Origin of the sequence: Actinomadura fibrosa (assembly GCF_900659615.1) — a bacterium.
Lineage (GTDB): Bacteria > Actinomycetota > Actinomycetes > Streptosporangiales > Streptosporangiaceae > Spirillospora > Spirillospora fibrosa.
The window spans coordinates 1-19,531 of the sequence record NZ_CAACUY010000024.1 but is presented as its reverse complement, the minus strand read 5'-3'; the positions used below and the strand labels follow the sequence as shown (position 1 = coordinate 19,531).

The 19,531-nt window shown below is 73.9% G+C and carries 18 protein-coding genes; 5 read left to right on the top strand and 13 right to left on the bottom strand.

The window, feature by feature from the left end:
* Positions 1-14: 14 nt before the first annotated feature.
* The 9 genes from E1300_RS11860 to E1300_RS11820 all read right to left on the bottom strand — a co-directional run bounded on the left by E1300_RS11860 (position 15) and on the right by E1300_RS11820 (position 10,572).
* Positions 15-1,196, bottom strand: coding sequence for an ROK family transcriptional regulator (locus tag E1300_RS11860; protein ID WP_131757015.1), 1,182 nt, complete (start codon positions 1,194-1,196; stop codon positions 15-17).
* Positions 1,197-1,730: 534 nt separating this feature from the next.
* The gene (locus tag E1300_RS11855) at positions 1,731-2,321 is read right to left on the bottom strand and encodes a GTP-binding protein (protein ID WP_131757014.1); all 591 of its coding nucleotides are present in this window, start codon (positions 2,319-2,321) and stop codon (positions 1,731-1,733) included.
* A complete protein-coding gene (locus E1300_RS11850; protein ID WP_131757013.1) occupies positions 2,302-2,742 on the bottom strand; it encodes a DUF742 domain-containing protein in 441 nt (146 codons plus the stop codon). Before E1300_RS11850 ends, E1300_RS11855 begins: the two co-directional genes overlap by 20 nt.
* Before the next feature lies 1 nt (position 2,743).
* A complete protein-coding gene (locus E1300_RS11845) occupies positions 2,744-3,190 on the bottom strand; it encodes a roadblock/LC7 domain-containing protein (protein ID WP_131757012.1) in 447 nt (148 codons plus the stop codon).
* A complete protein-coding gene (locus E1300_RS11840; protein ID WP_207399655.1) occupies positions 3,187-6,099 on the bottom strand; it encodes a sensor histidine kinase in 2,913 nt (970 codons plus the stop codon). Before E1300_RS11840 ends, E1300_RS11845 begins: the two co-directional genes overlap by 4 nt.
* Before the next feature lie 138 nt (positions 6,100-6,237).
* Positions 6,238-6,867: a GTP-binding protein gene (locus E1300_RS11835; protein WP_131757011.1), complete on the bottom strand. Its 630-nt coding sequence runs from the start codon at positions 6,865-6,867 to the stop codon at positions 6,238-6,240.
* A complete protein-coding gene (locus E1300_RS11830; protein ID WP_131757010.1) occupies positions 6,848-7,225 on the bottom strand; it encodes a DUF742 domain-containing protein in 378 nt (125 codons plus the stop codon). The genes E1300_RS11835 and E1300_RS11830 overlap by 20 nt, the downstream gene beginning before the upstream one ends.
* Positions 7,226-7,228: 3 nt before the next feature.
* Positions 7,229-7,708: a roadblock/LC7 domain-containing protein gene (locus E1300_RS11825; RefSeq protein ID WP_370784729.1), complete on the bottom strand. Its 480-nt coding sequence runs from the start codon at positions 7,706-7,708 to the stop codon at positions 7,229-7,231.
* A complete protein-coding gene (locus E1300_RS11820; protein WP_131757009.1) occupies positions 7,705-10,572 on the bottom strand; it encodes a sensor histidine kinase in 2,868 nt (955 codons plus the stop codon). Before E1300_RS11820 ends, E1300_RS11825 begins: the two co-directional genes overlap by 4 nt.
* A gap of 616 nt (positions 10,573-11,188) precedes the next feature.
* On the opposite strand from E1300_RS11820, the gene E1300_RS11815 reads away from it, so the two are divergent.
* Complete coding sequence (locus E1300_RS11815; protein ID WP_242619093.1) at positions 11,189-11,917, top strand: sirohydrochlorin chelatase; 729 nt, start codon at positions 11,189-11,191, stop codon at positions 11,915-11,917.
* Positions 11,918-11,962: 45 nt separating this feature from the next.
* Here the strand turns inward: E1300_RS11815 and E1300_RS11810 are convergent, their stop codons facing one another.
* Both E1300_RS11810 and E1300_RS11805 read right to left on the bottom strand, forming a co-directional pair.
* A complete protein-coding gene (locus E1300_RS11810; RefSeq protein ID WP_131757007.1) occupies positions 11,963-12,760 on the bottom strand; it encodes an enoyl-CoA hydratase/isomerase family protein in 798 nt (265 codons plus the stop codon).
* 4 nt (positions 12,761-12,764) lie between these two features.
* On the bottom strand, positions 12,765-13,667 hold the full coding sequence (locus E1300_RS11805; protein ID WP_131757006.1) for an SDR family oxidoreductase: 903 nt from the start codon (positions 13,665-13,667) through the stop codon (positions 12,765-12,767).
* A 343-nt stretch (positions 13,668-14,010) separates the two neighbouring features.
* On the opposite strand from E1300_RS11805, the gene E1300_RS11800 reads away from it, so the two are divergent.
* Positions 14,011-15,093 (top strand): NAD(P)H-dependent amine dehydrogenase family protein, encoded by a 1,083-nt coding sequence (locus tag E1300_RS11800; protein ID WP_131757005.1) that lies wholly within the window; start codon positions 14,011-14,013, stop codon positions 15,091-15,093.
* 33 nt (positions 15,094-15,126) lie between these two features.
* Here E1300_RS11800 and E1300_RS11795 read toward each other — a convergent pair whose 3' ends face one another.
* Positions 15,127-15,804 carry a DedA family protein gene (locus E1300_RS11795; protein WP_131757004.1) on the bottom strand — a complete coding sequence of 226 codons (678 nt, stop codon included), beginning with the start codon at positions 15,802-15,804 and terminating at the stop codon, positions 15,127-15,129.
* A 187-nt stretch (positions 15,805-15,991) separates the two neighbouring features.
* Here E1300_RS11795 and E1300_RS11790 point away from each other — a divergent pair, with 187 nt between their 5' ends.
* The gene (locus E1300_RS11790; protein ID WP_207399654.1) at positions 15,992-16,930 is read left to right on the top strand and encodes a glutathione S-transferase family protein; all 939 of its coding nucleotides are present in this window, start codon (positions 15,992-15,994) and stop codon (positions 16,928-16,930) included.
* On the opposite strand, the gene E1300_RS11785 is transcribed toward E1300_RS11790, so the two are convergent.
* Positions 16,917-18,044: a serine/threonine-protein kinase gene (locus tag E1300_RS11785; protein ID WP_242619092.1), complete on the bottom strand. Its 1,128-nt coding sequence runs from the start codon at positions 18,042-18,044 to the stop codon at positions 16,917-16,919. The genes E1300_RS11790 and E1300_RS11785 overlap by 14 nt on opposite strands.
* A 131-nt stretch (positions 18,045-18,175) precedes the next feature.
* Between E1300_RS11785 and E1300_RS11780 the strand changes: the two genes are divergently transcribed.
* Together E1300_RS11780 and E1300_RS52360 are read left to right on the top strand one after the other, a co-directional pair.
* Positions 18,176-18,847 carry an AIM24 family protein gene (locus E1300_RS11780; protein WP_131757003.1) on the top strand — a complete coding sequence of 224 codons (672 nt, stop codon included), beginning with the start codon at positions 18,176-18,178 and terminating at the stop codon, positions 18,845-18,847.
* A gap of 362 nt (positions 18,848-19,209) precedes the next feature.
* Positions 19,210-19,531, top strand: a 322-nt coding sequence (locus tag E1300_RS52360; protein WP_242619091.1) for a 2-oxoglutarate dehydrogenase E1 subunit family protein, incomplete at its 3' end; no start/stop codon positions are given.

The window sequence follows — 19,531 nt, the reverse complement described above, 5'->3', positions numbered from 1 at the left end:
GGGCCTCCTCGGTGTCAGGAGTACGAGAAGACGTGGTCGCTGATGAGGCGGGCGCCGCCGACCACGCCGGCGGCGCCGGCGAGCTCGGACAGCACGATCGGGAGGTTGCCGGTGGCGAGCGGCGCCGACCGGCGGTAGACGACGCTGCGGATCTCGGCGAGCAGCGTGTGCCCGAGCCCCGCGACGCCGCCCGCGATGATGACGAGGCCCGGGTTGAAGAAGCTGACCAGCCCGGCGAGCACCTGCCCGACGTGCCGCCCGCCCTCCCGGATGATCTGCACGGCCGCCGGATCCCCGGCCGCCGCCGCGGTGGCCACATGCTCGCCGGACAGCCGCCCGTGCGCCTCCAGGAGCTGCGCGAGCTGCGGCGAGGCCCCCGACCGCGCCGCCGCCTCCGCGTCCCGGGCGAGCGCCGCGCCGCCGAAGAAGGCCTCCAGGCACCCCGCGTTGCCGCACGCGCACATCGGCCCGTCGTCGTCGACGCGGATGTGCCCGATGTCCCCGGCGCTGCCGGACACCCCGCGGTAGATCGCGCCGTCCACCACGATGCCGCACCCGATCCCGGTGCCGATCTTGACGAGCAGGAAGTCGTCCACGGACCGCGCGAGCCCGGCGTGCAGCTCCCCGAGCGCCATCAGGTTCACGTCGTTGTCGACGAGCACCGGGCACCCGAGCTCCTGCCCGATCGCGTCCCGCACCGGGAACCGGTCCCAGCCCGGCATGATCGGCGGCACGACCGGCATCCCGTCCCGGAAGCTGACCGGCCCGGGCACCCCGATGCCGGTGCCGTGCACCTGCGGGATCAGCCCCTCGTCGCGCAGCTTGCCGAGGAGGTCCAGGGCGCGGTCCAGCACCACGGTCGCGCCCTGCCGGACGTCGCACGGCTCGCTGACGTGGCCGAGCACCTCGAGCGCGCCGTCGGTCACGGCGACGTCGATCGAGGTGGCCCCGATGTCGAAGGCCACGAACCGCAGCCGCGGCGACAGCCGCACGATCCCCGACCGCCGCCCCCCGCGCGACGCCGCCAGCCCCGCCCCCTCCACGAGCCCGAGCTCGACCAGCCGGTCCAGCTCCACGGCCAGCTTCGAGCGCGACAGCCGGACGACCTCCCCGAGCTCCGCCCGCGAGCGCGGCCCCTCGTCGCGCAGCAGCCGCAGCAGCCGTGCCTGATGCACGTTCTGCGGACGAGCCGTCATGCGCATCACGCCGTCCCTCCGGGCCGAGACCCCGAGCCACCGCCGGCCGGGTTCCTGGCGAGAACGTAACCGTCTTTCGCCGCCATGTGAAGACCTTTCCGTCAGATCAATCAAACTTTCGCCACTCACAGGACAAAGACCCCGGGGGCAAACCGAAGACCCCCGCCCCAGAGGAAGGGGGACGGGGGTCAAAAGGCGAGCTGGCCGACACCGGTCGGAGCCTCAGCCGTCAACGACCTAAACGCCGCGATCGCGTGCGAAGCCAGTGCCGAGCCTGCGAGGCACTGATCGCGCAGTGAGCCGCCAGGCGAGTCGGAGCGATGCAGCGATCGCCGCAGAGCCCGTTGAAGGAAGGCCCGCCAGGGCCGACCGCCAAGGGCGACGCAATAAACACAGCGATCGCGTGCGAAGCCAGGTTCGAGCTTGCGAGAACCTGATCGCGCAGCGAGCCCCTGGGCGAGCCGAAGCGATGCAGCGATCGCCGCAGAGCCCGTTGAAGGAAGGCGTTCTGCGCCTGACGCCGAGGGTTCTGCTTCAAACCCTACTCATGCTCCTCATGATGTGTTCGACGAGGGTGATGAGGACTCTCTTGGCGTCTTCGCGGTCGCGGACGTCGCAGGTGATGACGGGGATCTCGGGGGGCAGGTCGAGGGCGTCGCGGACCTGCTCGTGGGTGTGGTGGCCGGCGCCGTCGAAGCGGTTGACGCCGATGATGAACGGGACGCCGCGGCGTTCGAAGTAGTCCACGGACGCGAAGCAGTCGGCGAGGCGGCGGGTGTCGACGAGGACGACGGCGCCGAGCGCGCCCTTGGCCAGTTCGTCCCACATGAACCAGAAGCGGTCCTGGCCGGGGGTGCCGAAGACGAAGAGCACGAGGCCGTTGGGGAGGGTGATCCGGCCGAAGTCCATCGCCACGGTCGTCGTCGTCTTGGACGCGACGGCGGTGGTGTCGTCGATCCCGATGCTCTTCTCGGTGAGGGCCTCCTCGGTGCGCAGCGGGCGGATCTCGCTGACCGCGCTCACCAGGGTGGTCTTGCCGACGCCGAAGCCGCCGGCCACGAGGATCTTGACGGTCAGCGCGGACTCGCCCGCCGTGGGGGCCGCGTCAGAGCGCACGGATTCCATCGATCACTTCCTTGAGTACGCGCTCGCTGGGGAACTGCGCCACCGGCGCGGGGCGTCGGACCTGGATCAGCGAGTGATCGAGAAGGTCGCCGAGCAGGACGCGGACCACTCCGAGGGGAAGTTCCAGATCCGACGCTATCTCGACAACCGACAACGGGGTGCGGCAAAGCTCCAAGATCATGCCATGTTCCGGCTCCGGGACCCACTGCGGGCCCGGGTGGGCGTCGTCGGGGCCGGGGGCGTCGGCGGTGATGATGAGCGCGACGAGGTCGAACTCGACGCCGTCGTAGTGCGTCCGGCCGCCGGTGAGGGCGTACGGGCGGACGACGGGTCCGGCCGCGTCGTCGTACCAGGCCGTGCCGCCCGCGCCGCCGGCGCCGTTCGCGCCTTCGGGGGGCGCGTGCCCGTCCTCGCGGTCCACCTCAGACGCCGCCCGGTTCGGACGCGGCGACCCGGGGGCCGGCGGACAGGTGCTGGCCGACGCGGGTGACGAGCATCGCCATCTCGTAGGCGATGATGCCGAGGTCGGCGTCGGCGTCGGCGAGGACGGCGAGGCACGCGCCGCGGCCGGCGGCGGTGACGAACAGGAACGACGACTCCATCTCGACGATGGTCTGCCGGACGGGTCCGCCGCCGAAGGACTCTCCGGCGCCGCGCGCGAGGCTCTGGAAGCTGGCGGCCACCGCCGAGAGGTGGTCGGACTCCTCGCGGGCGAGTCCGCGGGAGGCGGCCATGCGCAGGCCGTCGCTCGACAGGACCACCGCGTTCTGCACGGGGGCGACCCGCTGCACCAGGCTGTCGAGCAGCCAGTTCAGTTCACCGCCGGTTCCGCCCGGGGCCTCCGTTCCGGAGTGCTGGGCATCTGTCATGGGGTGTCGTCCTCCTGGTCGCCTCGGTTCCGGCCGGCCTCGGCCTCGGCCGCCTCGTGCCGGCCGCGCTGCCAGCCACGCTGCATGGCGGACAGTTTCGATCGCAGTTCCTCGGGCGAACGGGCGCCGTCCGCCTCCGGCTCGTCGTGTGGAGCGGTCCCGTCGGTGCCGGCGGGCACGGGGGCGCCGAGCGGCATCGTGCCGGACGCCTCGGGGGCGGGGCGGCGGTGGCCGCCGGTCCGGCGCGCCGGCGCGGGCGTTTCGGCGGTGTCGTGCGGGGACGGCGCCGCCGGGGAGTCCGCGGCGACGGGCCGTCCCTCGGCGGCGAGGTGGGCGTCGACGCGTTCCTTGAGCTGGGGTGCCAGGTGCGTCTGGCGCCTGCGCTTGGGCAGTTCGCCGTCCGCGGGCGGGGGCGCCGGCTCGGCGGGCTCCGCGCTCCGGGACGGCGCGGGCGGCTGGACGGGCTGCGCGTCGAAGCGCCGCGCGCCTCCGCTCGGCGTCCCGCCGGACGCGGGACCGGAACCGGCTGTGGGACCAGCGGACGCGGGAGCGCCCAACGCGAACCCGGGACGCGCCGGCACAGAGCCGGTCGACTCAGGTCCGCTGGACGCGAACCTGGGACCCGTAGGCGTGGAGCCGGTCGACTCGGGCCGGGCGAATCCGGTGCCGGCGGACGGGGTGCCCGTGCGCGGCGTCTCAGCGGACGAGGTTCCGGCGCGGTCGGTGCCGGCGGGGCCGAGTTCGCGGGGCGGTCCGGGGTCGGCCAGCCTGGGCGGTTCCGCTTCGGCGACCAGCCGGACGAAGCCGCCCGTCTCCGCCGACGCCGACGCCGACGCGGACGTGGCGGCGGACGCGGGCAGCGCCGCGGCCGGGGGCGGGGTCAGGGTCTGAAGCGGTCCCGTGGCGCGGCGGGCGGCGGTGTCCGGTTCGGCGCTCTCCACGATGAGCGTGCCGGGGATCAGCGCGATCGCGGTGGTGCCGCCGTAGGGGGACGGGCGGAGCGTGACCTTGATGTCGTGCCGCTGGGCGAGGCGGCCGACGACGAACAGGCCGAGCTGCGCGCTGTCGGACGGGTCGAACTCCGGCGGTTCGGCGAGCCGGGCGTTGGCGGCGCGCAGCGCCTCCTCGGTCATGCCGAGGCCGCGGTCCTCGACCTCGATCGCGAAGCCGTTGGCGACCGGGTGGCCGGTGACGCGCACCGGCGACTGCGGCGGCGAGAACGTGGTGGCGTTCTCGACGACCTCGGCGAGCAGGTGGATGACGTCGGCGACGGCGGAGCCGAGCAGGGAGACGCGCGGGAGCGGCTGGACGCGGACGCGGGGGTAGTCCTCGACCTCGGCGACCGCGCCGCGGACCACGTCCACGAGCGGGACGGGGCGCCGCCAGCCGCGCCCGGCGCTCTTGCCGGCGAGGATGACGAGGCCCTCGGCGTGCCGGCGCATGCGGGTGGCGAGGTGGTCCAGGCGGAACAGGTCCGACAGCTCGGCGGGGTCCTCGGTGCGGCGCTCCATCGTGTCGAGCAGGCTGAGCTGGCGGTGCAGCAGCGCCTGGTTGCGGCGGGCGAGGTTGACGAAGACCTCGCTGATGCCGCGCCGGGCGGCGACCTCGCCCGCGGCGGCGGCGAGGACCGCCTGCCGGGCGCGGTCGAAGGAGTCGGCGATCTGCCGGATCTCGCTGATCCGGTACTCCTGATCGGGCAGCGGCTCGGGGTCGGCGGGCTTCCCGGCGCGGACCTGCTCGGCGAGCCGCGGCAGCCGCTGCTGGGTGAACTCGACGACGCCGCCGGCGAGGGTGCGGCACTCGCGCAGCAGCCGCCGCGCGACGCGCACGGCGATGAGCGTGGACAGCACGACGGCGAGGAGGCCGAGGCCGCCCGCCATGGCGAGCCGCAGGACGACGCCGACGGCGATGCCCTGGGCGTGCCCGGTGATGTCGTCGAGGACGCCGTTCTCGAAGTCGTACAGGCGGCTGTTGGCGGTGTCGGCGGCCGTCCGCCAGGCGGACGGGTCGACGGGCGGCGCGGTGCGGGCCGCGCGAGTGTTCCCGGCGCCGGCCTGCGTGCCCGCGCCCGCCTGGGTGCCGGTGCGGTTCGTCGTCCGGGTCCTGGGGGTGACGGTCTGGTCGCCGCCGCGGATGACCTCGTCCTCCAGCTCGCGGAGCTGCGCGAACTGCGGCGAGTTCGCGAGGACCTGGTAGCGGCCGCGCGCGGCGGCCGGGAGGTTCGGGACGGTGTCGGCGTACAGCATCCGCTGGGCGCCGACGAGCTGCGCGAACTGGCCGCGCTCGGCGGCGCCGAGGTGCCCGGCCGCGAGCGCGCCGGTCAGCAGGGCGTCCTCGCGGGTGAGGAACTCGCGGGCGCGGCCGACGGCGGTGAGCGTGCGGGCGTCCGCGGTGACGGCCCCGTTGCCGGGCGTGGTCGCGTTGTAGATCGCGAAGCCCGCGTCGATCAGCGCGCTGTACTCCTGGAGCGCGCGGCCGCGGTCGGTGACGCGCTCGTCGACGCCGCGGCGGACCGCCTCCAGCGTCCCGAGCCGCGCGACGAGCGCGTCGATGCGCCGGACGACCTGCGGCAGGATCGCGCCGCGCAGGCCCCCGTCCCGTGCCCCGCGCCGGACCTCCTCGGCGGCCCGGTCGGTCGCCTGCCGCTGCGTCCGCATCGCGCCCTCGGCCGCGGGCCGGGCGCCGCCGAGCTCGGCGACCGACAGGCGGCGCTCCTTCTGCAGCGCGTCGATGAGCCGCTGGGTGGGCAGCACCGACTTGCGCTGGAACTCGCGGGCCTGCATGAGCTGGTGCGCGTCGCCGTAGGTGATGCTCGTGGTGAACACCCACAGCGAGGCGAGCGCGAGCAGCGGCACGAGGACCAGCAGCGTGATCCTCGACCGGATGGAGGAGAAGCGGGGGACGGTCACGGCTCGCGGACCGTGCTCATGGAGGCGGCCTTCGGCGGTCGGGGGCGAGACATGCGGGGGAACCTCCCGATGCGAGGTGTACGGGGGTCTGGGGGAGCCTACTACGTCGCGGGTTCGCGGACGCCCGAGTCCGGCGCGTCAGCCGGTGGGGACGGCGCCGCCGCCGGCGGGGGCGGCGGGCTGCGCCGCCGGGTCCGTCCAGCTCAGGACGTGTTCGATCAGCGCGACCAGGACCTCCTTGGACGACTCGCGGCGCCGGACGTCGCACAGCAGCACGGGGACGCCGGGATCGAGGTCGAGCGCGATCGCGATGTCCTCGGGGCGGTGCCGGTCGGCGCCGTCGAAGCAGTTGACGGCCACGACGAACGGCAGGCCGCGCCGCTCGAAGTAGTCGATGGCGGGGAACGAGCCGGTGAGCCGCCGGGTGTCGGCGAGCACGACGGCGCCGATCGCGCCGGCGGCGAGCTCGTCCCACATGAACCAGAAGCGGTCCTGGCCGGGGGTGCCGAACAGGTAGAGGAGGAGGTGGTCCGACAGCGTGATGCGGCCGAAGTCCATGGCGACGGTGGTGGTCGTCTTGGCCTGCACACCGGAGGTGTCGTCGACGTGGACGCCGCGGTCGGTGAGCGGCTCCTCGGTGTGCAGCGGCCGGATCTCGCTGACCGAGCCGACCATGGTGGTCTTGCCGACGCCGAACCCGCCGGCGATGAGGATCTTCGTGGTGACCAGGGCGGGCGCGGCCGCCGGGTCAGAGGGCGCGAAGGCCACTCAGCACCTCCCTCAGGACGCCCGGACCGGGCCGGTCGCCCGCGGGCTCGGCGGCGGGCAGCACCGTGATCAGGCCCTCGTCGCGGAGGTCGCCGAGCAGCACCCGGACGACGCCGAGCGGCAGCGCGACGTCGGCGACGAGGTCGACCACCGGGACGGGGCGCTCGCAGCCGCGCAGGATCCGCAGGTGCTCCGGGCTGTAGCGCAGCCGGTCGCCCGGCTGCTCCCCGGTGGCCTTCACCACCGCGATGAGCTCGAAGCCGGCGCCGCGCGGGCGGGTGCGGCCCCGGGTCATGGCGTACGGGCGGACGACCGGGCCCGCGTCCCGGTCCAGCCACCGCTCCGGCGAGGGGGACATCCGTCAGAGTCCCCGCGGGGCGGCTCCCCCGGCGCCCCCGAACCCGCCGAAGCCGCCGCCGGGGGCGCCCTGGACGCGCTCGTCGGCGCCGAACCGCGGCCCGGCCTGGAGGTGCTGGCCGACGCGCTTGACGAGCACGGCCATCTCGTAGGCGACGAGCCCGGCGTCGGCCTCGGCCTCGGCGAGCACGGCGAGGCAGGTGCCGTCGCCGGCGGCGGTGACGAACAGCAGCAGCGCGTCCATCTCGATGATGGTCTGGCGGACGTTGCCGCCCGCGAAGTGGCGGCCGGCGCCGCGCGCGAGGCTCTGCACGCCGGACGCGAGCGCCGACAGGTGCTCGGCGTCCTCGCGGCCGAGCTCGCTGGTGGCGGCGACGGCGAGCCCGTCACGCGACAGGATCACCGCCTGCCGCACGGTCGTGACCCGCTCGGCGAAGTCGTTGAGCAGCCAGTTCAGCTCGCCGCTCGCGGTGTTGTGCATCATCGCGTTCCCTCATCCCCCACATCCGACGCGAGCCCGCGCCGCCATCCCTGCTGGATCGACGCGATCAGCGACCGCGCCTCCTCCGGCGACCGGGCGACGCCCGAGGACGTGCCGCCGCCGGCCGCCGGGGGCGGCGCGGAGGCCTTCCGGAGCTGCGGCGCCAGGTTCTCCTGGCGCACGCGGCGCGGCAGTCCCGCGTACGTCCCGGCGCTTTCCTGGGCGGGCCCCTTCCCAGGGTCGCCGCCGACGGTACCGCCTCCGGCCGCCTCCCCGGGAGCCTCCGCCGCGGTCCGTTCTCCCGCGCCGGGTCCGGTTCCGGTCGATTGGTCCGCGAAGGGGTCGTCCGGTTCCGCCGCGTCGTCGGACCAAGGGTTCACGGACGGGCGGCGCGGCATGGCGGTGGCGTCCCCGAACCGGACGGGCGGCGGGGGCGGGCCGTCGTCGGGCGTCCCCCACGGGCCTGCGCCGCCGCCGGGCGCGGACGGTGCCTGTCCGGCCGGGGCGACGCTGTGCGGGCCGTGCCGCCGCCACTCGTGCTCGTCCGCCGCGGGGGTCGCGAACCGGCCGGTCAGCGTGCCTTCGCGCAGCGGCACCACCGTCTCCGCACGCGCCTCCGAGCCCGCGCCCGCGGCTTCGCCTCCGCCCGCGACGGCGTTCACGTCCGTGCTCAGGCCAGTGCTCACGTCGGTGTTCGCGTCGGTGCGCGTTTCCGTCGGCGGCTGCTGTCCCATGAACGGCTCGGCGCCCACCGCGCCGGTCGCCCTGTGCTCGCCCGATCCGCGAGGGCCGGCGCCGTGCGCGCTCCGCGCGGCGCCCGCCTCGATCGCCTTCGGCGCGTTCTGCGCGGCGCCCGCGCCGAGCGCGTTCACGGCGCCGTCCAGGTCGGGGCCGTCCGCGCCGTCGCCGTCCGGCGGCTCCGGGCCGTCCGCCATCCGCTCGGCGGGCACGACCAGCTCGTGCGGCAGCAGCACGATCGCGGTCACGCCGCCGTACGGGGAGCGTTGCAGCGAGACGTCGATGTCGTGCCGGGCGGCGAGCCGCGCGACGACGAACAGGCCGAGCTGGTCGGTGTCGACGAGGTCGAACTCCGGGGGCTCGGCGAGCCGCCGGTTGGCCTCGGCGAGCAGCTCGGGCTTGACGCCGAGGCCGCGGTCCTCGATCTCGATGGCGAAGCCGGTGCCGACGCGGTCGGCCATGACCCGCACCTCGGTGTTGGGCGGGGAGAAGGAGGCGGCGTTCTCCAGCAGCTCGGCGAGCAGGTGGACGACGTCGGTGACGGCGGCGCCGACGAGGCCGTCCTCGGACTGGGTGAGGACGGTCGCGCGGGTGTAGTCCTCGATCTCGGCGATCGCGGCGCGCAGCACGTCGACGATGCGGACGGGCCGCCGCCAGCCGCGTCCCGGCGTGGCGCCGGACAGGATGATGAGGCTCTCGGCGTGCCGCCGCATGCGGGTGGTGAGGTGGTCGATCCGGAAGAGGTCCTCCAGGTCGTCGGCCTCGGCGCGGCTCTCCAGCGCGTCCAGCATGGTGAGCTGGCGGTGCAGCAGCGACTGGTTGCGGCGGGCGATGTTGAGGAAGATGCGGCTGACGCCGGCGCGCAGCTCGGCCTGGCCGACGGCGGCGTCGACGGCGGTGCGCTGCACCTTGGCGAACGCGTCGGCGAGCCGCGCGACCTCGGTGGTGCGGCCGCGGCGCAGCGGGGGCGCCTCGGCGTCGACGTCCACGGTCTCGTTGCGGCGCAGCCGGCCGACGACGTCGGGCAGCCGCCGGTCGGCGAGCTCCTCGGCGGAGCCGCGCAGCCCGACGAGCTCGCGGACGAAGCCGCGGCCGAACCGCAGCGACATCAGCACCGACACGACGATGGCGAGCAGTCCGAGCCCGGCGACGGCGCCGAGCCGGACGTAGGCGTCGCGGCCGAGGTCGTCGGCGTGCTCGCCGGCGCGCTTGGAGTTGGCGAGCACCATCGCGTTGACGGACAGGACGAGCGGCTGGGCCGTCGCCTGCCACTCCGCCGCCCGGATGGGCAGCGGCCCGCGGGTGCGGTCGGCGATGCGGTCCTCCATCGCCTTGTAGTCGGAGTACTGCTTGGACTCGAACACCTGCCGGGTGCCGGTCTCGTAGACGCGCGGGTCGAGGAGGGAGCGCTGCTTGCCCCACTGCCAGCGCTGCTCGCCGAGCATCTCCACGAACATGCGGTGCTCGGCGGGGGTCATCCGCCCGTGGCCGACGAGCACGCCGGCGATGAGCGCGTTCTCGCGCTGCATCAGCTCCATCGCGCGGCCGGCGGCGCGGGTGGACAGCGTCCAGTTGTACAGCTCGGAGTCGTCGATGACGATGAGCCGGTCGTAGAGCCGGTGCATGTCGTCGACGATGGAGCTGTAGTCGTTGATGGCGGTCAGCCGGTCGATCGAGCGGGCGTCCACGAACCGGCGGATCTGCGCGAGCCCGCCGAGCGCGTCGAGGACGTCGGAGACGCGCCGCTCCATCTCGGCGTTGGTGGCGCCGCGCGCGACGTCCGAGGTGGCCTGGCGGCGGAAGTACGCGACGGCGGCGTCGAGGCGGGCGCGCTGGGCCTTCAGCTCGGGCGGCGTCGCGGGCGCGGCGGCGCGGGACGCGCTGAGGAACGTCGCGGACGCGAGCCGCTCCTTGCCGAGCTCGACGAGGACGCCCTGGCCGCTCGGCGCGAACTGCCGGTCGAGCGTGTGGTAGCGCCGCTGGGCGAGCGCCTCGCGGCCGGTGACGTTCGCGGCGTAGCCCCACAGGACGATCAGCGACAGCAGGGGCACGAGCAGGAGCGCGGCGACCTTGGTTCGGATCGACCGCGTGCGGGTCGACCGCGTGCGGCCGGCTTCAGGGGATGTCATGGGACCTCGGACGGTGCGGCGCTCAGGGTGCCTGCGATCATAAAGGCGGTCTCTGTCGGCACCGCAACCCCTTTGGCGCCTTTCGCACGCATTGCCGTTATTTGATCGATCGAGAGCCGGGATCCGTACCACGGTGCGCGGACTCGCGCGCCCGGAAGGCCGGGGGGCGGAAACCGGAGGGCGGACACGCCGCCGGGACGGCGAACGAACCGCAATGAGATAACGGCAAATCCGGACAACTTAGACCATTCCCCCTGTTCGGGGAAGTGGAATGCGCCATACTCTGCTGCTCTGCTCCACTCCGCCCGTCGCCGGCGGAGGCACCGGCCTCCGGCCGAGCGCACGGGGGACCGGTCACCGGCACGACACGGAAAGGAGATCGACGATCTTTACAGGCACCGACAGGGGCGGGCACGAGGGCGCGCCCGGCGCGCCGCGCGGCCAGTCCGGCCAGGGCGGGAGGCCGACACCCGGCCCCGGGGGCGTTACGATTCCCGCCGTGAGTCCCGAAAGCCAGGCATCCGAGGCACTTCCGTCGCGACGCCGCCGCACACCCCGCGGCGGGCGCCATCGCGGCGACGAATCCTTCCTGCTTCCCCCCGGCTCTCCCACGCTGGTGCTGGCCGTACCCGGCCCCGCCCGGCAGGCCGGCACGGAGATCGCGGCCGAACTGGCGCGGCTGGTCGAGATCGAGCACACCGGCCAGCCCGCCCACGTCGGCCACCTGGAGGGCCCCGAGGCGAGCCTGCACGCGGTCCTCGCCGGGCTGCGCCAGGAGCGGCCGGACGAGCCGGCGGCGGTGGTCGTCCCGCTGTCCACCGGACCCGACCCCGCGCTGGACGCGGCCGTCCGCGACGCCGTGGCGGCGGCCCCGGTGCCCGCGGTCGCGGCGGAGCCGCTCGGCCCGCACCCGCTGATCGCCGAGGCGCTGCACGACCGGCTGGCCGACGCCGGCCTCGCCCGCGCCGACCGGATCCGGATGATGACCATGGTGACCGCCGCGTCCGGCTTCATCGTGGCCACGCCGGGGGACGCGGTCGCCGTCCGGCAGGCGGAGGTCACGAGCGTGCTCCTCGCCTCCCGGCTCGCCGCGCCGGTCTTCACCGCCTCGCTCAACGACGAGGCGTCCTTCCGCGCGGCCGCCGAGCAGCTGCGCGTCTCCGGGGCCGCGTCGGTCGCGGTCGCGCCGCACCTGATCGGCCCGGAGCCGGAGTGGCACCGCGTGGCGGCCGCGGCGGCCTCGATCGGCGCCGGATACTCGGCCCCGCTGGGCCCGCACCCGGCCCTCGCCAGGGTGGCGGCCCTCCGGTACGTCGAAGCCCTCTCCCGGGCCCTGGCGGACTGAGCCCGGGAGAGGGCTCGGCGGGGATCGGCGATCCGCCGCCGGCGGTCAGCGGTTCCGGAAGGCCGGGCGCCGCCGCTCCAGCGTCGCGGTCATGCCCTCGGCGAGGTCCTCGCTGAAGAAGGCCAGCGCCTGCACCGCCGTCTCCGCCGCGAGCTGCTGACGCAGCCCCGGCGCGTCCAGAGCCGAGTTGAGCAGCTCCTTGGTGCGGCGCAGCCCGTAGGGCGACTTGGTGAGCAGTTCGTCGGCGAGCGCGTGCGCGCCCTCCAGATCCCTCCCCTCGGCGACGACCTCGGTGACCAGGCCGAGCGCCTCGGCCCGCTCCACGTCCAGCCGCTGCGCCCGGTAGCAGATCTCCGCGGCCCTGGCGGGCCCGACGAGCCGGGGCAGCAGCCAGGAGAGCCCGCAGTCCCCGGCCGACAGGCCGAGGTCCACGAACGGCACCACGAAGCGGGTGGTGGGGTCGGCGACCCGCAGGTCGCAGGCCAGCGCCCAGGAGACGCCCATGCCCGCGACCGGGCCGTGCAGCGCCGCGATCACCGGCTGCGGGATCTCCCGCAGCCGCGCGGTCACCTCGCCGCCGCGGGCGATGCCCCGGTGGAGCCGCTGGACGCGGCCCTCGTCCCGGTCGCCGCCCGGGTCGCCGCCCTGGATGTCCATGCCCGAGCAGAACCCGCGGCCCTCGCCGGTGAGCACGAGCACCCGCGTCGCGGTGTCGCGCATCAGCTCGTTGAGGACGTCGAGCATCTCCTCGGTCACGGCCGCGTCCACGGCGTTCAGCCGCTCCGGCCGGGACAGGGTGACGGTGAGCACCCCGTCCCGCCGGTCGAGCTTCAGCCCGGACAACGGCTCAGCTCGTGAGCTGCTGGATCAGCGGCCCCATCTGCTCGCCCACGTTCTCGAACACGGTGAGCGGCTCGGCGGCGCTGATCGCGGCCCAGTTGTCCCGGACGTCCTCGACCGAGAGCGTCCCCTTCTGGCCGTAGCCGGGGCCCTCCGCCACGAAGATCTTGGCGATCCGGCCGCCGCCGACCGTGAAGACCTCGCCCGAGTCCTGGTTGCTGTCGTGCACCAGGTAGGCGACGAGCGGGGTGACCTGCTCGACGCCGAGCGCGTCCTTGAAGTCGGCGGGCAGCAGGTCCTCGGTCATCCGCGTCCAGGCGACCGGGGCGATCGCGTTGGCCTTGATGTTGTACTTGGCGCCCTCGTGGGCGAGGGTCTTGGTGAACCCGACCAGGCCCATCTTCGCGGTCGCGTAGTTCGCCTGCCCGAAGTTGCCGAACAGGCCCGCCGGGGACGAGGTGTTGACGATGCGGCCGTAGCCCTGCTCGCGCAGGTGCGGCCAGGCGGCGCTGGAGACGAGGAACGAGCCGCGCAGGTGGACGGCGATGACGGAGTCGAACTCCTCCGGGCTCATGTTCTTGAACGACTTGTCGCGCAGGATGCCGGCGTTGTTGATGACGATGTCGACCTTGCCGAACGTGTCGAGCGCGGTCTTGACGATCGCCTGCGCGCCCTCGGGGGTGGCGACGTTGTCGGGGTTCGCGACGGCCTCGCCGCCGTTCTTCTTGATCTCGTCGACGACCTCCTGGGCCGGGCCGGCGGAGGCGCCGACACCGGACCGGTCGCCGCCGAGGTCGTTCACCACGACCTTCGCGCCGCGGGCGGCGAGCTCCAGCGCGTGCTGGCGGCCGAGGCCGTGGCCCGCTCCGGTCACGACCGCGACCCGGCCGTCGTAGCGCAGTTCCGACATCCCTGTCTCCTCACATCGCACCGACTACGCCCCCTAGGTAATCACCCGGGGGTTACCCAGTGGTACCACTAAACCGAATCCCACTCGGCCGCGGCCCCCTCAGATCCTTCCCGCGCCGCGCCCCGGCCGCACCCGCCGCCCGTCCCGGGGCCCGGGGACTTTCCGGAAAGTTGCCACGAATGCCCCATTTCGCCGGACTTTCCGCGTAGTCTCCTCACCCATCGCGGCCACACCACCCCGCCCCCACCAGACCGCCCACACCGCCCTCACCCCACGGACGGCACCGGACCACCGCGGCCCCACCCGCCACCCCGGCCGCGAGGAGCACGGAGGAACCGCTTCGATGAGCCCGGCCGACGCCGCCCCGCCGACCCCGCGCCCGTACCGCGTCGTGCAGTGGGCGACGGGAGCCCTCGGACGCAGCGTGATCCGCGGCGTGCTCGACCATCCGAACCTCGAACTGGCCGGCGTCTGGGTGCACAGCGCCGAGAAGGCCGGCGCGGACGCCGCCGTCCTCGCGGGCCGCCCCCCGGCCGGGATCCTCGCCACCCGCGAGCTCGACGAGATCCTCGCCCTGGAGGCGGACTGCGTCGTCTACTCCCCCGGACGGGCCGGCGACCCGTTCGCCGACCTCGACACGATCTGCGCCCTGCTCGCGTCCGGCAAGAACCTCATCTGCATGAACGGGCTCGTCTACCCGTACGCACACGGCCCCCACCTCGCGACGGAGCTGGAGCAGGCGTGCAAGCGGGGCGGCGCGACCGTGCACGGGAGCGGCTTCAACGGCGGGTTCATGGCCGACGTCATGCCGCTCGTGCTGTCCCGCCTCTCCCGGCGCATCACCCACGTGTACGCGCGGCAGTGCCTGGACTTCGCCCGGCACCCGTCCTGGCGGATGGTCCACCGCATGATCGGCTTCGGCAAGGCCGAGGAGGAGTTCCTGCGGTCGCTGCGGCCGTCCCGCACGGCGATGCGCGCGCTGTTCTCCGAGAGCCTCCACCTGATCGCGGCGGGCCTCCGCGTCGACCTCGACGAGATCGACGTGGACGTCGACCACCGGCTCGCCGGCGCCGACTTCGAGACCGCCGCGGGCCTCATCCCCCGCGGCACGGTCGCGGCGGCGCGCTGGACGTTCAGCGGGCTCGCCGGCGGCCGCCCGGTGATCACCTTCGAGGTCATCCACAAGGCGGACGCCCGGCAGACCCCCGAGTGGGGCCGCCCCGGCTACGCCGTCCGCGTCCACGGCAGGCCCTCGCTCACGCTGACCACCGACGAGGAGTGGGTGTCGGACGCGATCTCCGCCGCCGCGGCGCACGCGCTCAACTCGATCCCGGTGGTCTGCGCCGCCGAGCCCGGCATCCGGACCTACCTGGACCTGCCGCTCATCACCGGCCGCATGGACGCCGACCCCCTCGACGTCCTCTAGCCCGACGTCCTCCAGCGGGAACACTCCCCCGCGTCAGGGGCTCGTCTGCTCCAGCGCGCGGGCCGCCTCGCCCTCCGCCTCGCTCTCCGCCTCGGCCTCCTCGACGGCCTCCCGGCGGTGCTTGCGGACGCTCCAGACGATGATCGCGACCACGGCGGCCACGGCGAGCCCGATCGCGAGGCCCCGTCCGGCGATCTTGGCCGCGTGGTCGAACGCCTCGCCCGCGAAGTAGCCGCCGAGCGTGAACGTGCACACCCACGCCACGCCGCCGATCACGTTGAACACCAGGAACTTCGGATACGGCAGCCGCGAGCTGCCGACGAGGGCGGGCATCAGCGCCCGCAGCAGCGCGGTGAACCGCCCGATGAACACCGCGAACGCGCCCCGGCGGCGGATCAGGTCCTGCGCCGTGGCGACCTTGGCCCGGTGCTTGCTCATCGCCCGGGTCTCCAGCAGCCGCGTCCCGTACTTGCGCCCGATCTCGTATCCGACCGAGTCGCCGGCGACGGCCGCCACCACCGAGATGACCAGCAGCAGCGGCAGCGACAGCGTCCCCTGGCTCGCCAGCACGCCGCCGACCACGATCGCCGTCTCGCCCGGGAAGACGAAGCCGAAGAACAGCGCCGCCTCCGCGAAGACCAGCGCGGCGATCAGCAGGTAGATCAGGGAGGGTGGCAGCCCGTCCACCAGCGCGTTGAAGTTCTCCAGCATGGGTCCCCCGCCACCTCGTCCCATCGGGTCCGCCGCCTCGGAGGACCTCCTGCACGCCACGGGCGCCAGGTGCGCTCGTCTGCTACCAAGCCACCGACGGTTATCGTAGCCGCGAGGTTCCGATAGGAGGATCCCTCGCGGGTAGGACATCCGGGGGACCGAAAGGACGACCCGGGGAGGAACCGGCATGACGACCCCTAACGGGATGACCGCGCAGGAGTTCGCCCGAGGCCGCTTCGTGCGGCAGGGCAACCGGTTCACGGACCTGATCACGGCCGACGGCCGCAGCGGCTACCCCGCCGAGCCCGGCCGCTACCGGCTCTTCGTGTCCTACGCCTGCCCGTGGGCCCACCGCACCCTGATCGTCCGGCGGCTCCTCGGCCTGGAGGACGCCATCGGCGTCGGCGTCGTCGACCCCATCCGGGACGAGCGCGGCTGGCGGTTCCCCGACCACGACCCGGTGACCAAGGCCGTCTTTCTGTCCGAGCTGTACCTCGCCAGCGACCCCTCGTTCGACGGCCGCTACACCGTCCCGTGCGTCTGGGACACCGTGAACGGGCGCCTCGTCACCAACGACTACCCCGCGATCACGACGACCATGGAGACCGAGTTCACGGCCCTCCACCGGCCCGGCGCACCCGACCTCTACCCCGAGGCGCTCCGCCCCGAGATCGACGAGCTCAACGACCTCGTCTACTCCACCGTCAACAACGGGGTCTACAAGGCCGGCTTCGCCACCTCCCAGGAGGCCTACGAGGAGGCCTTCGACGCCCTCTTCGCGACCCTCGACCAGCTGGAGGAGCGGCTGTCCACCCGCCGCTACCTGCTCGGGGACGCCCTGACCGAGGCCGACGTCCGCCTCTACCCCACCCTCGCGCGCTTCGACGCCGTCTACTACTCCCACTTCAAGTGCAACCTGCGGCGCCTCACCGACTACCCGAACCTGTGGGGCTACGCCCGCGACCTGTACTCCATCCCCGCGTTCGGCGAGACGACGAACTTCGACCACATCAAGCGCCACTACTACGGGACGCACCCCAACATCAACCCCACCGGGATCGTCCCCAAGGGCCCGCTCATCGACTGGACCGCCCCGCACGGCCGCGAGAACCTCAGCGCAGGCTGAGCACCACCAGCAGGACACCCAGCACCAGGAGCGCGATGCCGGAGTAGGCGAGGACGCCTCCGATCCGCCAGAAGACCTCCTCCTCGCCCGCCTCCGGCCCGCCGCCCCGAGTCCCTTCGACCACGCTCTCCAGGACGGACGTGGGCCCGGCGACCACGGCCTCCGCGCGCGTCACCGCCGGACCCGCGTCCCCTGTGACGGCCCTGCCGCCGTCCCGCCCCTGCTCGCCGCCCCCGAGCGCGAGCAGGAGCGCCTCCGCGACGTCCGCCGGCAGGCGGCGGCGCGGGTCCTTGTCGAGCAGCCCCTCCAGCACCGGGCGGAGCGGGTCCGCGTACGGCGGAATGGTCGCCTCGGTCGTCAGCACGGCACCGAACACCGCCGCCGGATCGTCCCGCTGGAACGGCGGACGGCCCGTCACCGCCGCGTACAGCGTCGCCCCCAGCGCCCACAGGTCCGACGCGGGCTGCGCGGGCTCGCCCCGGACGCGCTCCGGCGCGATGTAGGCGGGCGACCCGAGCAGCGCCCCCGTCTGCGTGAGGCTCGCGTCCCCCTCGATCACCGCGATGCCGAAGTCGGTCAGCACCGCCCGGTCCCCCCGGGCGATCAGCACGTTCCCCGGCTTCACGTCCCGATGCAGGATGCCCGCCGCGTGCGCCGCCCCGAGCGCCGCCACGACCTGCCGCCCGATCCGCGCGGCCCGGTCCGGCGCCAGCGGCCCCTCCCGCCTGATCACCTCCTGGAGCGAACGGGCCTGGACGAGCTCCATCACCACCCAGGGCCGCCCGTCCTCCTCCACCACGTCGAAGACCGTCACCACCCCCGGATGGGACAGCCGCGCCGCCGACCTGGCCTCCCGGACGGCCCGCCGCGGCAGCGCCTCGCGCCCCGCCTCGTCCAGCCCCGGCGGGACCACGACCTCCTTGACCGCGACCTCGCGATCGAGGACGCCGTCGCGGGCCCGCCACACCACGCCCATGCCGCCGCGGCCGACCTCTTCGAGCAGCCGGTACCGCCCGGCGACCACCCTGCCCGCGCCCATGCCCAGGCCCATGTCCGCGCCCATGCCGGCGCTCTCGCCCGCGCCGGGAAGGCCGGGCGCTCCGTCGAGGATCACGCCCCTGATTCGTCCGGCCGGCCCCTCCGGATTGCCCCAACGTCCGAGAAGTTCAAAGCCGAGCGCATCCCGTCGTTATGCTGGCGGATCTCCAGAAGATCCCCACGACGGCAACGAGAGGCCATCCGACCATGCGCAGCCAGTTCTTCGGCAACATCGACCAGGGGCAGCAGCTCCCCGGGCACTTCGCCCTCCAGAACTCGAAGATGCTCCGCGTCCACCTCAACGGGGACGTCCTCGCGCGGCAGGGCTCCATGGTCGCCTTCCAGGGCCAGATGGAGTTCGACTACGAGGGCGCCGGCGGCATCGGCAAGTTCATCAAGAAGGCCGTCACCGGCGAGGGCGTGCCCCTGATGCGCGTCAAGGGCCAGGGCCTGCTGTTCGTCGCCAACGACGCCGACGACATCCACCTCTTCTACCTGGAGAACGAGGGCATCACGGTCAACGGCAAGAACATCCTCGCCTACGACTCGCACCTCCAGTCCGACATCCAGCGCGTCCAGGGCGCCGGCATCGCCGCGGGCGGCCTGTTCAACACCACCCTGCACGGCACCGGCTGGGTCGCCCTCACCACCCACGGCACCCCCGTCATGCTGGACTGCGGCCGCGCCCCGACCTTCGCCGACGGCCAGTCCGCCGTCGCGTGGAGCACCAGCCTCCAGGTCGGCGTCAACCGCACCTTCAAGGCCTCCGCCCTCATCGGCCGCGGCAGCGGCGAGGCCATGCAGCTCGCCTACCAGGGCCAGGGCTTCGTCCTCGTCCAGGCCTCGGAGGGCCCGACCGTCGCCCCCCACACGCACTGAGTTTTCTGCAACGCCCTTGGCGTCGGCCCTGGCGGGCCTCCTTCAACGGGCATTGCGGCGATCGCTGGCATCGCTCCGGCTCGCCCAGGGGCTCGCTGCGCGATCAGGTTCTCGCAAGCTCGAACCTGGCTTCGCACGCGATCGCAACGTTTCGCTCTCCGTCACCTGAGGTTCGGCCCGGCGGCCCCCGGGTCGGTTCTCGCGGTGGCTTCGGACCCGATGTCTCCTGTCGGGCGCCTGTGCCGTTACAGGCGCCCGCCGACCCCGCAGTGCGAGCTCACGGGACAAGTCAGTAGGCGGACCTTGTAACCTTGGTGGGTCTAATAACTCATTGCGAGCTGCGGAAGAGGGCGATCTCCGCCGTGTCGACAGAGTCGTCGCAAACAAGTGCCGACCCAAAGATCACAGACTTCGGTGCCAACGAGTGGCTGGTCGACGAGCTGTACCAGAAGTACCTCGAGGACCCGAACTCGGTTGACGAAGCCTGGTGGAACTTCTTCTCGGACTACGAGCCGGGCACCCGGCCCGCGTCCGTGACCCCCGCGTCCCCCGGGGCGCCCCAGGCCACCGAAGGCGCGGCCGGCAAGGCCGCGAACGGCACCGCGGCCGCTCCGCCGACACCGGGCCGGCAGCCGGTGACGCCGCCGAAGGCGCCGGCCCAGCCCGCCGCCCAGCCTGCCGCCA